This window comes from Lysinibacillus sp. ZYM-1 (assembly GCF_001308875.1).
GTDB lineage: Bacteria > Bacillota > Bacilli > Bacillales_A > Planococcaceae > Lysinibacillus.
The window spans coordinates 25281-39285 of record NZ_KQ465113.1; the positions used below are offsets into that span (position 1 = coordinate 25281).

16 protein-coding genes are annotated in these 14005 nt (G+C 36.5%); 7 read left to right on the forward strand and 9 right to left on the reverse strand.

Annotated features, from left to right (window positions below):
• Positions 1–50: 50 nt before the first annotated feature.
• On the reverse strand, positions 51–1559 hold the full coding sequence (locus AO843_RS08245; RefSeq protein ID WP_054610646.1) for a leucyl aminopeptidase: 1509 nt from the start codon (positions 1557–1559) through the stop codon (positions 51–53).
• Positions 1560–1682: 123 nt separating this feature from the next.
• Here AO843_RS08245 and AO843_RS08250 point away from each other — a divergent pair, with 123 nt between their 5' ends.
• The gene (locus AO843_RS08250) at positions 1683–2168 is read left to right on the forward strand and encodes a divergent PAP2 family protein (protein WP_054610647.1); all 486 of its coding nucleotides are present in this window, start codon (positions 1683–1685) and stop codon (positions 2166–2168) included.
• A 92-nt stretch (positions 2169–2260) separates the two neighbouring features.
• Here the strand turns inward: AO843_RS08250 and AO843_RS08255 are convergent, their stop codons facing one another.
• The 5 genes from AO843_RS08255 to AO843_RS08275 form a co-directional block, all read right to left on the reverse strand.
• A complete protein-coding gene (locus tag AO843_RS08255) occupies positions 2261–2590 on the reverse strand; it encodes a YuiB family protein (RefSeq protein WP_054610648.1) in 330 nt (109 codons plus the stop codon).
• Positions 2591–2817: 227 nt separating this feature from the next.
• A complete protein-coding gene (locus AO843_RS08260) occupies positions 2818–4611 on the reverse strand; it encodes a carbon starvation CstA family protein (protein WP_054610649.1) in 1794 nt (597 codons plus the stop codon).
• A 119-nt stretch (positions 4612–4730) separates the two neighbouring features.
• The gene (locus tag AO843_RS08265) at positions 4731–5474 is read right to left on the reverse strand and encodes a LytR/AlgR family response regulator transcription factor (protein ID WP_054610650.1); all 744 of its coding nucleotides are present in this window, start codon (positions 5472–5474) and stop codon (positions 4731–4733) included.
• 6 nt (positions 5475–5480) lie between these two features.
• Positions 5481–7232 (reverse strand): sensor histidine kinase, encoded by a 1752-nt coding sequence (locus AO843_RS08270; RefSeq protein WP_054610774.1) that lies wholly within the window; start codon positions 7230–7232, stop codon positions 5481–5483.
• A gap of 24 nt (positions 7233–7256) precedes the next feature.
• On the reverse strand, positions 7257–7754 hold the full coding sequence (locus AO843_RS08275) for an NUDIX hydrolase (protein WP_054610651.1): 498 nt from the start codon (positions 7752–7754) through the stop codon (positions 7257–7259).
• A 565-nt stretch (positions 7755–8319) separates the two neighbouring features.
• Here AO843_RS08275 and satA point away from each other — a divergent pair.
• From satA to AO843_RS23960, 3 genes are all read left to right on the forward strand, one after another.
• Positions 8320–8841 carry a streptothricin N-acetyltransferase SatA gene (satA, locus tag AO843_RS08280; protein ID WP_054610652.1) on the forward strand — a complete coding sequence of 174 codons (522 nt, stop codon included), beginning with the start codon at positions 8320–8322 and terminating at the stop codon, positions 8839–8841.
• 335 nt (positions 8842–9176) lie between these two features.
• Positions 9177–9542, forward strand: a complete 366-nt coding sequence (locus AO843_RS08285; RefSeq protein ID WP_054610653.1) for a hypothetical protein — start codon at positions 9177–9179, stop codon at positions 9540–9542.
• Positions 9543–9692: 150 nt separating this feature from the next.
• A complete protein-coding gene (locus tag AO843_RS23960; protein WP_255350369.1) occupies positions 9693–9839 on the forward strand; it encodes a YfzA family protein in 147 nt (48 codons plus the stop codon).
• Between the two features lie 194 nt (positions 9840–10033).
• On the opposite strand, the gene AO843_RS08290 is transcribed toward AO843_RS23960, so the two are convergent.
• Complete coding sequence (locus AO843_RS08290) at positions 10034–10495, reverse strand: GNAT family N-acetyltransferase (RefSeq protein ID WP_369814416.1); 462 nt, start codon at positions 10493–10495, stop codon at positions 10034–10036.
• A gap of 192 nt (positions 10496–10687) precedes the next feature.
• Between AO843_RS08290 and AO843_RS08295 the strand changes: the two genes are divergently transcribed.
• Positions 10688–11113 (forward strand): DUF4181 domain-containing protein, encoded by a 426-nt coding sequence (locus AO843_RS08295; protein WP_054610654.1) that lies wholly within the window; start codon positions 10688–10690, stop codon positions 11111–11113.
• A 925-nt stretch (positions 11114–12038) separates the two neighbouring features.
• Here AO843_RS08295 and AO843_RS08305 read toward each other — a convergent pair.
• Positions 12039–12413 carry a HesB/IscA family protein gene (locus tag AO843_RS08305; RefSeq protein WP_054610656.1) on the reverse strand — a complete coding sequence of 125 codons (375 nt, stop codon included), beginning with the start codon at positions 12411–12413 and terminating at the stop codon, positions 12039–12041.
• A 186-nt stretch (positions 12414–12599) separates the two neighbouring features.
• Between AO843_RS08305 and AO843_RS08310 the strand changes: the two genes are divergently transcribed.
• Positions 12600–13292 (forward strand): DUF2225 domain-containing protein, encoded by a 693-nt coding sequence (locus AO843_RS08310; protein ID WP_054610657.1) that lies wholly within the window; start codon positions 12600–12602, stop codon positions 13290–13292.
• 52 nt (positions 13293–13344) lie between these two features.
• On the opposite strand, the gene AO843_RS08315 is transcribed toward AO843_RS08310, so the two are convergent.
• On the reverse strand, positions 13345–13581 hold the full coding sequence (locus AO843_RS08315; protein WP_054610658.1) for a NifU family protein: 237 nt from the start codon (positions 13579–13581) through the stop codon (positions 13345–13347).
• Positions 13582–13665: 84 nt separating this feature from the next.
• On the opposite strand from AO843_RS08315, the gene AO843_RS08320 reads away from it, so the two are divergent.
• Entirely contained in the window at positions 13666–14001 is a 336-nt protein-coding gene (locus AO843_RS08320; protein ID WP_054610659.1) for a YuzD family protein, read from the forward strand.
• The last annotated feature ends 4 nt before the right edge of the window (positions 14002–14005 follow it).

Below are 14005 nucleotides of genomic sequence, written 5' to 3' on the forward strand. Positions count from 1 at the left end.
AAAACGCAAAAAATCAGCGAGAATAAACTCCCGCTGACTAAAATGCTCTATTATTTTTCTTCTCCTAAACGTTGGACAAAATTAGCGAGTGTACGTACCATCACGCCTGTACCACCTTTGGGACCTAAATCATGTACAGCTACCGCATCGGATGTTCCGGCAATATCCAGGTGAATCCAAGGTGTTTCACCAACAAATTCGCCAACAAAGCCTCCACCAAAAATCATGTGACCGTCACGACCAGGTGAGTTGTTTAAATCAGCTACATCTGATTTACGAATTCTCTTTTTATCATTCTCTGTTAAAGGCATACGCCAAACAAATTCATCCGTTTCTTTTGCTGCTTCCATAAACGCTGCAAAAAATTCATCATCATTAGAAAGAGCACCTGTTTTATCCATACCAAGCGCAGTAATTACGCCTCCTGTTAGGGTAGCGACATCAATAAGTGACACAGCTCCCTGCTGCTTAGCATATGTAGTTGCATCTGCCAGAACTAAACGCCCTTCTGCATCTGTATTTAACACTTCGACTGTTTTCCCACTATACGTCGTAATTACATCATCTGGTTTAAATGCTGTGTCAGATACCATGTTATCAGTAGATCCAATAACGGCTACTACATTTTTATTCGGACGTAATTCACCGATAATTTTCATAGCACCAAGTACTGCTGCTGCACCGCCCATGTCGCCTTTCATACCAACCATCGAATCTTTTGGTTTTAATGAATAGCCACCTGTATCATAAGTTACACCTTTACCAACAAGGCCAATTGGATTTTCAAAATCATCAGTCGCTTTATATTTTAATGTGATCAATCGAGGTTCTTCATAGGAGCCTTGGTTGACACTTAAAATACCGCCCATACCTAGTTCTTCTAATTGCGTTTTACCTAAAATCTCTACTTCAAAATCATATTCATTTGCAAGTGATTCAGCATAGTTTGCTAAATCAGTTGCTGTTAGTAAATTCGGTGGTAAATTAATTAGGCTACGTGCTTCATTTACTGCGTCCGCATAAATGACGCCGACTTCAAAGCCTGCTACAACTTCATCTAAATCCTCTGCTGTTGTCACAAGATGCACAGCGTCAATTCGTTTATCCACTTCGTTTGAAGTTGTTTTGTAATGAGGAATAGAATAATAGCCAAGGCCAATTCCTTCACCCGCTATGAATGCTACGTCCGTCACTGAGATGGTTTCGGTTGTAAATGATTCAAGCCAGATGGAATACTCTTTCACTTTTAAAGCTCTTAATTCTTTTCCTACCAAACCAAAGGCTGCTCGTACATCACCTTCTGTTAGGTTTTTACGCTCATCCAACCCTACAAATAAAATACGTTTAAGATTGGCATGCTCTTTCACAAATGGCAATTTCGTTAGCTTCTTTAGTTCAGTCGATACGTCCCCTGCGCTAACCCACATATCAAGAGATTCACCATAAAAAGATGAAAAGCTTGCCCAGTCCTGCATTTGTTCACGATGTTTTGTGACTCCCACCACTAATAATTCGGTAGAAATCGTTTCAAATGTCTTTGCTTCTTTTACAATATGCATGTAAATTCCTCCATTCCTTCTACTATTATAACGATATTTCTGAAAAGCGCGTAATATTTGCCTATATCTTCTTTTAGAAAATAATGAATGTTATAATAAAAGCAATTATTTGCGAAGGTTGTGATGAATTTGAGTTTACTTCAAAATACCCCATTACTTATTGCCCTCTTTTCGGTTCTCTTTGCTCAGTTTGTCAAGATCCCCATCCATTTTCTAATGACCAGACAATTGAAATGGAGCCTCTTTACTTCGACCGGCGGGATGCCTAGCTCTCACTCCGCTTCTGTCACTGGACTGGCAACCTCTATTGCTTATGAGACAGGTTTAGAATCTCCAATTTTTGCAGTAGCCGCTATGTTTTCCATTATTGTTATGTACGATGCAAGTGGTGTACGTTACCAAGCTGGGCAGCATGCCGCTATATTAAATCAATTGCGCAAGGATTTCCAAACACTGCTCCATGATTTGAAAAAATGGCCTCAGATGGATGGGCAAGAGAAAATGGAGGAATTAAAAACATTATTAGGCCACAAACGAAGCGAGGTATTTTTCGGAGCTCTCACAGGTATTTTTATCGCCATCATAACCTATGAATTTTTCATACAGTAGCAAAAACACATCCTCTATTCAGGAGGATGTGTTTTTTAAAGAATAAAAAAGTATTCTTCTGTCAACAAATTGAAAGAAGAATACTGGGCAAATTAGAACATTCGATATCCACTTTTTCGTAAAAAAATCATCACAATGCCTGCCACGATGGAGCCTGCAAAGCCACCTGATAAAATAGCGATATCTACCAAGTGAAGGGCTTGTAATTTATCGATTAACGCTGGAAATGCAGAACCTGGCTTAAAAATATAATCTAAAAAGCTTACTTCGTCCACGATAAAGATCACAACAATTGGATATACAATCGCCATTAACCATGTCATACGTAACAGCATATTTAATAAGAATCCGATACCAAAGAACATGACAAAAAACAACAAAATAGAAATGATTAACTGTACTAATGAAACTGGACCATCCATGTATGTATAACCTCCGTTTTCCTCTCATTAGTTTACATGATTACGACAACGCTTTCAATGAACATATCCTTGTTTTCGCTTGTTCGACATATTTAGGAAATCATTTTCGTTTATTGCAATTGTTCTTTCTATTATCGCGGGTATTCTATACACGCGAATAGCATACTTTTATCCTCAAAAAAACTATTGAAGACAGTTCCTTATCTTCAATAGTTTCTACTATTACATTATGATGTTGATTGCGATAATACAAACTTTGGAGATTTCCACAGCTGTGCCCATTTTTTAAAGGCTGTAATAACGATTAGTAAACCTAGCATCAGCATGATTACGGATAATATACCATTTAACATATTGAAACCTGCGGCCGCTGGATTCCAATAAACATTTTTAATCATCCAATAGCCTGCAACATTAACAGTGACGTATAAATAAACCAATGGAATAAAGCATGTTAAAGCATAGATTCGCTTATCTGCTACCTTCAATACCATCGTAACCCCACATACTAAACCAATTGCTGCCATTAGCTGATTGGATACACCGAATAGTACCCAAATAGAGCTTATATCCCCCGAATACAATAAATAGCCCCACATAAGGCAAGCAAGGGCACTGGCAAAAATTGTGCCTGGTATCCAATTAGTACGCTTCAATGGCTTATAAACATTACCACCAAAGTCTTGAATTAAATAACGGGCTACTCGTGTGCCTGCATCAATGGCTGTTAGAATGAACACAGCTTCAAACATAATGACAAATTGATAGAAATAGGAAGATAACTCCGCAAACCAAGGAATACCTGTAAAGATATCAGTCATCCCGACAGCTAATGTCACGGCTCCTCCTGTCCGTCCTTCTAAATCCATGCCAATACTTTGTGATAATGCTTGTAAATGAACAGGCTCCATCCCTAATGTAGCAAAAACTGCTGGCGCTGAGTTAATGGCAAAGTAGTCTGCTGGATGAAGGGCCGTAGCAGCAATTAAAGCCATCACACCTACTAAAGACTCTACAAGCATAGCGCCAAACCCTACGATACGGATGTCTTCCCAACGATCAATCATTTTAGGCGTAGTTCCTGAGCCCACAAAAGCATGGAAGCCTGAAATGGCCCCACAAGCAATCGTAATGGACACAAATGGCCAGACAGGACCAGCAATAACTGGACCACCACCATGAATAAATTCCGTAAATGCTGGGAATTGAATAGCTGGATTAACGAAAAAGACGCCAATAATTAAGGCAATGAATACCCCAATTTTCATGAAACTACTTAAATAATCCCGTGGAGCCAATAATAACCACACAGGTAATGCTGCGGCGAAAAATGCATAGATAGGTAATATAATAGCTAAAGTATCACGATCAAACGTTAAAAAATCACCAAATGCTGTGCCTTGAATGAGCGGTCCAATAAATACGCCAATCATTAACAAAACAAACCCAACTGTTGATGTGACAAGTAAATTGCCCGTTTTACGATAAGCAATACCTACAAGCATGGCAATTGGAATGGTGATTCCTACCGCAAATGTCCCCCATGGATTGCGTTCTAAAGCACCTAAGACCACCATTGAAAGGCCTGCCATTGTAATTGTAATAATAAACAGCATCGCAAGGCCTGTACAGAAGCCAGCAATCGGACCGAGCTCTTCCTTCATCACTTCAGATAATGACTTACCACCATGACGCATAGAAGCAAATAATACCACTGCATCATGGACAGCCCCTCCAATGACCGCTCCTATTAATAACCATAGAAGGCCAGGTAAATAACCAAACTGTGCAGCTAAAATCGGCCCTACTAAAGGTCCCGCTGCTGCAATTGCTGCAAAATGATGTCCAAAGGTTACCCATTTATTCGTCGGAACATAGTCTTTACCATCTTCCAAAGCGTGGGCGGGTGTGGGCGTATCATCTTTTATTTTCAGCACTTTTTTTGTAAAGAAAATGCCATACAAACGATAGCTAATCACTAAAACACAAATGGAACCTATTACAATTGTAATTGCATTCATCTAAACACCCCTTTTACTTTTTTCCACATCATAGCAAAGGAATGTCCTCATTATTCACATAATTAACTGAAATGTCAGAAATTTATGTTGAGAGGTAGTATTCTACTGGTGAAATGCAATTACTTAGATAGATCAAATATTTTTCTTACATCCTTCATGTATAGTCGACTAACAGGAATCGAATGCCTGTTGTGCAATATTAAATTATATTTAGAACTACTCCAAGGTTCTAGCTCAACTATATACTCTATATTGACAATATACGCTCGATGGACGCGCGCAAAACCTTTTAAAACAAGCCTCTTTTCTAATGCAGCTAAAGATTCCGAAGCGAAAAATCGGCCTTGCTCTGTTACGACAATCGTTTTACTTTCTTCAGATGTACAATACAAAATATCTTGAATTTTCATTAATAAAATTCGATCATTCATATAAACGGTTAATTTCTCAAGCTTGTCAAATTGTGACACTTTTAATTCTTCCATTGTTTTTACCTGTGCTGCTCTTTTTTTTGCTATTAGTTTTTCCACCGCATTTTGTACTCGCTGCGCCTCAAATGGTTTCAAAATATAATCAAATGCATTCACTTCAAATGCTTGCAGTGCATATTCATCATAAGCTGTAGCAAAAATAATTTCTGGCCGTTGCTCATTTAGCATAAGTTGCTTGGCTAGATCAAGTCCATTGTTCATTCCTAACTCAATATCTAAAAATACACAATCTACTTCTTCAAACAGCGACTTTTCACAAAATTCTTCTAAGTTCTCTGATTCCCCACAAACGTTCACTAGCGCTGTTTGCTCTAATAAGTAACGCAACTCAGCTCGCGCTAAAGGTTCATCATCAACAATATATACATTCAATTTTGTCTACTCCCATCTACTCGCCTTTAACGGCAGTTGAATCATAATTTTTGTTCCTACATCCAATGTACTTGTTATATGAAAATCAGCCTCAGAACCATAAATTTCATGAATTCGTTGATAAATATTCCACAAAGCTGTGCCTGTGCCTTGTTCCGATTCCATAATGCGTTTGCCCAGTTGTTTCACCTGTTCTTTCCTCATGCCACAACCATTATCCTCTGTCAACAGCAATAGCTTATCGTTCACGCGTTGTACTTTGACATAAATTTTGCCTTCCTTACGATTTTTAAAGGCATGATAAATAGCATTCTCAACAAGAGGCTGTAATGTAAATGGTGGGATCTGTACATCAAAAAGCGATTCATCCATCATAAATTCAACTTCATAGCGATTAGGAAATCTTGTTTGCTCAATGGATAAATAGGCTGCAACATGATCAATTTCATTTTTTAATGGAATCAGCATTTGCCGCGCTCCCTGCAAATTACTTCTAAAAAATGTACTGAGTTTGATCAATAAAGCTCTCGCCTCATCTGCATCCGTCCGAATCAAGCTAGAAACGGTATTAAGACTATTAAAGAAAAAATGGGGATGGACTTGTGCCTGTAATGCTTTAATTTCAGCATCCTTTAGCAATTTTCTCTGCTGTTCAATTTCAGCATACTCAAGCTGTGACGAGAATAGTCTACTTAAGCCCTCTGCAAGCTCTTTCTTAACTCCGGTTAAAGAATCCTCATTCGTGAAATAAAGCTTTAAGCTTCCAACTGTTCGATGTTGCACTTTTAAAGGCAAGACAATGGCCGCACTTAATGGACAACCATCTTGTGGGCAATGAATCTCTTTGGAAGAAGTGGCCATTAAAATTTTGCCTTCCTCTAATACTCTTTTTGTCAAAGCGGTCATGATTTGACGGTGAATTAAATGGTGGTCTTCACCAACTCCAACATGAGCTAACACTCCATTTTTATCGGTTATCGCGACCGCATCTACCATTATTTCTCTTTTAATAATTTCAGCAACTGTTTGACAAGATTCCTCATTCAAACCCTTGCGGAAATGCTCAATCGTTTGTTGGGCGATTGAAAAAGCCTGATGCGTTTGTAAGGCCTTCGTTCGTTCTTCTTCATCAATAAACGTTTTAATAATCATGAAAAATAAAAAAATCCCAAAGGCATTCATCAAAATCATAGGCATGGCGATTAACGAAACTAATTGCAGCGCTTGCTCAAATGGCTTAGCCACTACTAATATCACGATCATCTGTATGGTTTCCGCACAGATTCCAATCACTACAGCCTTTTTATAGGAAAAGGTTTGGCGAATCTTAAAGCGTTTACTTAATCCACCAGTAATAAAGCCCGCTAGAATTGTCGAAACCCCACAAGCAATGGCAGTAAAGCCACCTAGTGTAATACGATGAATGCCTGCAATAATACCCACACAAACACCAACTAAAGGTCCACCAAAAATACCTGCAATGGCTACACCGATTAACCTCGTATTGGCAATGGCCTCCTCTGCATTGATCGTACTATGTATCATCTGATTTAACGGATGAATCGTTCCACTTTCAATTTTAATCCCTGTATAACTACTGATAATACAAAGGCCACTGAAAATAATAATGAGCCATATTTTCTCTTTTGTCCCTTGCTCCTGAAATAGTTTTTCTCGAAAGAGTCGCCACCTTGACATTAAAAAGGCAAACACAATGATCAGCCCAACTCGTTCTAACATAAATAAAAATAGCTCCATCATAGGTTCCCCCCTACTCTCACATCACTTTTTAAAAAATAATCGATAAGAGGTATAGCCAAAAATATCACCGGGATTAATCCCTTCTATTGCTTCTAATTGATGCCTTTCAAATTGATTAGATGCCATTTCCTTTAACATAACAGACGTCGTTTCATCTTGAGCAAGCTCCTCAGGATACAACCATTTCGCTTCCAGAATTTCTTTCTCCTGAATGCTTACCTGCTGTTGCTCATCTAGCACACGACAATAAAAAATGGCCATATTATCGCTGATGTCACCACGGATGACACCTGTACGAAATCCGATTAAGCCAGATACTTTGCAGTCGATTCCTGTTTCTTCTTTTATTTCACGAATCACTGCCTCATCCACTGTTTCTCCAGCATTTACGAAGCCCGCTGGCAATGACCATCGTCCTTTTAAACCACTATAAGCTTTTTTTACAACCAACCATTGTCCGTGCGCATTAACTGTCACTCCCGACACACCTAACAAAATTTTACCACGGTCTTTTTTCATAACTTTCACCTCTATATGGCTATTATACCTGCTTGCTTTCAAAGGAATGAAACTTTTATTCAGAATGTTAAGGCTAATCTTCATAAGAAAACACTGCTTTTAACCAACGTCGATGAAACAAGCGCTATTTAACATCATTTCATATCCATACAAAAAGGGCCTCTATTATTCATTAAACAGTTTAAGAGTTCCGTTTTTAAATCTTCATTATTGATCAGTTTTATGCTGTCTCTACATCGAAAAAACCAACTTCTAAACTTTCACAACTTGTTTGAAAGGTACCACCAATTGGGACTCCCTGCACCACAAATAACTTTAAATGTTTGTATTATGATCATCTCCTTAATTAATTAGCAACGCCCCACTACCAATAAGCATTTACCATACTCCTACCACAATCGATTATAACCTGTTACACTTTAAAATAGATCTAATATTCAGTTATTATTATTTATCTACATAGGAATGAAGAGATCGGATGTGCAGTTAGGATTATAAAAGTCTTTAGAAAGGGAAGTTTTCATTTTAAAGGTATTAGTATTACCTACAGGTGAAGGAGATTAAGATGATCATTAAAATGACCCCATTAAATATGAAAGATTTCAATAAATCCAATGAAGGTTTTATTGTTTCTGGAAGGATTATACCGACATATAAAAATAAGGTTTGGACTTATACAGAGGAGATATTTTCTGACCCTTACTTCAAGAAATATGAAGATGATGAAATTGATATTAGTTATGTTACAGAAGAGGGGAAAGTTGTATTTTTTTACTACATTGAATACAACTGCGTTGGCCAGATTAAGATTTGCTCGAATTGGAATGGATATGCACTTATTGAGGACATTGCTGTTGCCAAAGCTTATAGAAAAAATGGTGTTGGCACTGCATTACTAAACAAAGCAATTGAGTGGGCAAAGGAAAACAACTTTTGTGGTCTTATGCTTGAAACACAAGATATTAACGTTTCAGCTTGTTATTTTTATGCCAAAAATCACTTTGTAATAGGTGCAGTTGATACAATGCTTTATTCAAACTTTCCATGTGCCAATGAGATTGCTATCTTTTGGTATTATAAATTTTAGGTATTCACGATGTAGTAACAGGTAAGTTAATTTCCCCAGTGATATGACAAGATGAACAAACAGAAATGTAATGAGATTTTAAATAGAAATGGACATGCGTATTTGAAAGACTTCCAGATATGCACGTCCTTTTGTTTTTTTACTCGTCGTAGCCATAATTTAAGACCCTGTGTGTATTGTTCCTCAGCTCCGCTAAAACGCCTAACGCACTAGGTGCTACTGTTGACTAAACAATAAAACTTCCATTTATAATCCAATTCTTGTTACAATTAACGTATAGATGCAATTTTCAGTCAATAAAACCAAGGAACGTCAATTGCAAGGAGGGATATACATTGAAAAAGTTATTATTTATATTGGTCGTATTAATTTTAACAGCATGCCATTCATCGTCGTTAAGTATAAGTAAAATAGAGAGAGTTCCAAAAAAAGTGCAAGCGGTCATTGAAGAAAATAGTACACTTCAAATGATCAATAATGGTAAGGGTATTTCTTATATCGTTTTTCGCTCAAAAGGAACCGTTTCAGCAAACCTTGAAACACAAGATGACACATTAATAGTCAAGTTAGATGTTACGAATCAACAAGATAACCCGATGGAACAGCATGTCTTTAAGTTAACATTAGACCCTAACTACGATACGATTGATATTCAAATCAATGGGGCATCTACAACGATTGATAATGTAACAGGTATATAACGATGATTATTCTATTTAAAACTTTATCATACTAGCCAACAAACATCTGTTACGGGCTTATCTTACAACAACTCTTTATACAAAACCTTTACTCTTAATCTCCTGGATACCTACTACTAGAGATATGATGGGATGTTATTTTGAAAAATTATTGAGGCTTTTATTTTCAAAGAGTGGTTTACTTTTTATGAAACACCACATTTAAATTTATTTACTGTCTTTTTTGGTATTGTATTGCTCGTGTCCGGCATAATAAGTGCGATAAAAAGTGTGTTTTCACCTAGACTCCAGAAGTAACGATTTTGTTGATAACTGAATAGTTACACTGACAGGAGTTAACGGAGAGTTTATACCTACTGTCTAACACTAAAAAAAGTAAAAGACAGTAGGAACTATACAATATTTATTTCAACTTCATAGTGCTTAACAAGTTTCCAGTAGTTATTTAACAAATCTATACATCAATATGTCGTCGATGTATTCACCATTATCTAATTTAACTTCTCGAACTTTACGACCTTCTTCAAGAAAGCCCATTTTCTGATATAGTTTAATAGCTTTTCATTTGTTGAAAAAACACCTAAACAAACTTTCTCAATAAATGGATTAACAGTTGCCCAATCAATTAACTTAGTTAACAATAAAGTGCCTACTCCTTGACCTCTTATGTTGGAAGCGACCACCATTCCAAATGTTCCTGTATGGGAAATTCGTTTTTGGGGTGGTGATTGGAACATTAACCATCCCACTATTTCTCCTTCTAATTCAGCAACGAAAATCACATCACGTTCATTTTCTTGTTTTTGTTCAATCCATTTCTCTTGCTCTTCAATAGTTTGATTAAACTCCTCAAGTGTAGTTAATAAATATTTCTGCTCTGCTAAAGCTTGCAGTTGAATTTTTAACATTTGTTCTGAATCAGAAACTAATGCTTCTCTAACTATTAGATCCATTCTCTTTTCTCCTTTATCGCCTCTTTATTACGGAAAAAAATTAACCCTTATTGTGTAGATTCCTGTAACTGTCATTTTCACCATTCTTGTATTTACCATTATATTACCAAATACATCTTCTGTATGTTATGATTTTCTATAAATAGAATTTTAAGTAGGTAAGAAGTGGCTGGATTTGAGAGGTGAATGAAATTGAATAAAAGTGAACTAGGAACACTATTACTTTTTCTAATTGTGCTAATTTTAATAATTAGTATTTTTGGAATTGTAATTCGAAAATTGTTAGGTGTCGGAAGAAAGAAATGGTTTTCTTATAATCACTTAAACGAAAAACATAAAAAACTAGATTGGTCAGTACGATTAACTTTTACAGGTCTACTATTCATAAGTACGTTTCATACAAATTACAACGATATTTTGGGAGTTTATTGGTATTTTGAAACATGGTTTATCTTAATTGCCTTTGTCATAACATCTGAATCGTTACGTGCAATTATGGAGTGGAAATACGCAGAAAATAAAAAAGACTTTGTTGCCACTCTCGCAGAAATGCTGTTTATGATTAGCGTAGTATTTTTAACGATAGTAACTGGTTTTTTCGGCTTATTTAATATTTAATCGGGGACTACTATTCCTAATCAAAGAATCGAAACGATATACCTTAACTTTTTAAGATAGGGCTTGTGAGTAATATGACATTCAAGTCCTTTTGTTACGCCTTCAGAACCGCTCCTGTTGCTTTACATTTCGCCCATCAAAGCCCACACAACATGCTCGTTAAAAGCTTTTAGGGGTTGCTACAATTGATTAGCTAACTCAAAGTTGAAACGATTGAGCTTAGACTTTACTAAATTGCGACTCTCTGTAATTAAATTTCAGCTAGTCAGGAATAGGGTAATTCTTTTAAGGGAGACTATATCATGAAAAATAATTTTTTCAAAGTATTTATAGTTGTATCGTGGATGTATTGTTTGGGATATATTTTATTCGGTTTCCCTACTGATACCTTTGTAATGCGTGCGATTAAAAGTGTAATGTCGATAGTTTTTTCTTGTAGTCTACTGTTCTTCTTATTTAAAATTCTTGATAAGAAACAGAAAAAAGAGATGAATAAATAAACATTTGGGGCATTATCTCCTTTTCTACAATCAAAACCATACCATCATACGTTATTTAGGGGCTAGTGCATAAAAACATAAGCCCTTTTATTATACTCCACACTTTCATAAGAACACTCCTTTAGCTTCATATAGCAATGATTAAATATCCTGTGTGATTGATTCCTCTATCCCATTTCCAAACCTCACATTCTCGCTAAATATTTCTAAGAGATTGCTGTCATATTGTCAGCTAACTAATGGGTGAAACGATTTTAATCTCATCGTATCAAATACTTCTTTTAAAGACCAAACAAAAAAGCCTCCTCAATTTGTTATGTTTTTGCAACATACAAATCAAAAAGGCTTGGTATCTACAATCCTAAATACCATCTTTTTAGGGTTGTGTAAACTGCTGTTATTTACACCCCTACATAAAATTTATTTTATTCACAAACCTCAGGCGAACCTTCACGTTTTGCTGTTTTGAAAGACGTACCGCAACCACATGATGCAATGGCATTTGGATTATCGATTGTGAAGCCACCGCCCATTAGCGATTGTTTATAGTCAATTTTTGTTCCCATCAAAATCGGCGCATCTTCACGGGAAACAAGAATTGTTAAACCATGCTGCACATCTTCAAAGTCGTCCTCTTTTTTCTCTTGATCAAAGTGCATGCCATAGGATAGCCCACTACAGCCACCACCGTTTACTACTACACGTAAAAAAGAGCCTTTCTCTTCATTATGCTCCATCATTTCATTAATATGAAAGCCAGCAGCTTGTGTAATTTCAATAACTTGCTTTGTACTTGTCATCCCAATCACCTTCCTTCTTACGTATTATCATATCAATTTTGACCAATGTATGACAAACATTCAGCTTCAAGTCGATTTTTAGGGATAATTCTAATATTTTTCACATTTTTAGTATTTTTTATTCATGTTTCTAAACGTCCTATTGGTATAATAGTTACAACGACTTCTATCTAGGGGGTAATATATATGGATATTTCACCATATTATGAAAAACAAATTCATTGTTTGAATTGTAAAAAAGATTTTCCAACGTTAAAAGTTCGTTCCAAATTTATTAAAGTAGACCATACAGAAACCGATTTCCACCCTATTTACGCAGATGATGTGAATGCCCTTTATTACAATGTCTACGTTTGTGAGCATTGTGGCTTTTCCTTTACGGAAGACTTTACTAAATATTTTGCTCCAGGTATACAAGATGAAATTCACACTCAAATTACGAAAAAATGGGTGCATCATGATTTTAAAGGAGAACGTACTGTTTTTCAGGCCATACAAGCTTATAAACTAGCTTTTCTCTGCGGTACGATTAAAAAAGAAAAAAATGTCGCTATTGCTGGTTTAGCTTTGCGTCTTGCTTGGCTCTACCGCTCGCTAAAAAATGGTGGGCAAGAGGAGCGCTTTATGAAATTAGCGCGGGATCATTATATGGAATCGTATTCAACAGAGGATTACAGCTCCACACAAATGTCTGCTGTACGGATCATGTATATGATTGCAGAATTATCAAGAAGAATCGGGGACATTGAAAATGCAACACGCTTCTTTTCTAGAGTTATTGAAAAACAAAGTAGCGGTGGCGAGGCAAAGATTGTGGATATGGCGAAAGAACAATGGGCTATTATCCGAGAAGAAAAAGAACATGCGCGTCATATATAGAATAAAGAAAAAAGTTCTAGTCTGAAATTCAGCTAGAACTTTTTATAATGACTTAGAATACTTGCTCTACTTCCACAATACCAGGTACTTCCTCTAATAATGCGCGTTCAATACCAGCTTTTAATGTTATTGTAGAACTTGGGCAACTGCCACAAGCACCTAATAAACGTAATTTTACAACGCCATCCTCAACATCTACTAATTCACAGTCTCCACCGTCACGTAGTAAGAATGGACGTAATTTATCTAATACCTCTTGTACTTGGTCGTTAATTGTTGCTTCTGTCATTTTATCTCGACTCCTTTCCTTATAATGATTATAATGTTAGCAACAGAAAAAATCCAATATTGAATCACAAGGAGAGAAAATACGATGCAACCAACTAAACCTATGATTGAAATTTATGGAACAGCTGTTATTTGCGCTAGCTGTGTCAATGCTCCATCTTCCAAAGATACATATGAGTGGCTACAAGCAGCCATTGACCGAAAATACCCAGATCAACAATATGATATTCGTTATATCGATATCGAAGGTCCAATTGAGAATGAACGTGACCAAGACTATGCGGCTCGTATCCAAGAGGATGAATTTTTCTACCCACTTGTCCTCATCAATAATGAAGTCGTTGGTGAAGGCTATGTACAGTTAAAACCTGTCTTCACAGCACTTGAAAATTTAGGTTTTGTCCCAGACGAGACGGTATAATCAA

What these genes read in the sequence shown, in the direction of transcription:
- AO843_RS08315 (WP_054610658.1), bottom strand. Translation starts at nt 13,581, where the DNA reads ATGACAGAAGCAACAATTAACGACCAAGTACAAGAGGTATTAGATAAA.
- AO843_RS08275 (WP_054610651.1), bottom strand. Translation starts at nt 7,754, where the DNA reads ATGAAAAAAGACCGTGGTAAAATTTTGTTAGGTGTGTCGGGAGTGACA.
- AO843_RS08250 (WP_054610647.1), top strand. Translation starts at nt 1,683, where the DNA reads ATGAATTTGAGTTTACTTCAAAATACCCCATTACTTATTGCCCTCTTT.
- AO843_RS08270 (WP_054610774.1), bottom strand. Translation starts at nt 7,232, where the DNA reads ATGGAGCTATTTTTATTTATGTTAGAACGAGTTGGGCTGATCATTGTG.
- AO843_RS08310 (WP_054610657.1), top strand. Translation starts at nt 12,600, where the DNA reads ATGGATATTTCACCATATTATGAAAAACAAATTCATTGTTTGAATTGT.
- AO843_RS08255 (WP_054610648.1), bottom strand. Translation starts at nt 2,590, where the DNA reads ATGGATGGTCCAGTTTCATTAGTACAGTTAATCATTTCTATTTTGTTG.
- AO843_RS08290 (WP_369814416.1), bottom strand. Translation starts at nt 10,495, where the DNA reads ATGGATCTAATAGTTAGAGAAGCATTAGTTTCTGATTCAGAACAAATG.
- AO843_RS08260 (WP_054610649.1), bottom strand. Translation starts at nt 4,611, where the DNA reads ATGAATGCAATTACAATTGTAATAGGTTCCATTTGTGTTTTAGTGATT.
- AO843_RS08320 (WP_054610659.1), top strand. Translation starts at nt 13,666, where the DNA reads ATGCAACCAACTAAACCTATGATTGAAATTTATGGAACAGCTGTTATT.
- satA (WP_054610652.1), top strand. Translation starts at nt 8,320, where the DNA reads ATGATCATTAAAATGACCCCATTAAATATGAAAGATTTCAATAAATCC.
- AO843_RS08305 (WP_054610656.1), bottom strand. Translation starts at nt 12,413, where the DNA reads ATGACAAGTACAAAGCAAGTTATTGAAATTACACAAGCTGCTGGCTTT.
- AO843_RS08245 (WP_054610646.1), bottom strand. Translation starts at nt 1,559, where the DNA reads ATGCATATTGTAAAAGAAGCAAAGACATTTGAAACGATTTCTACCGAA.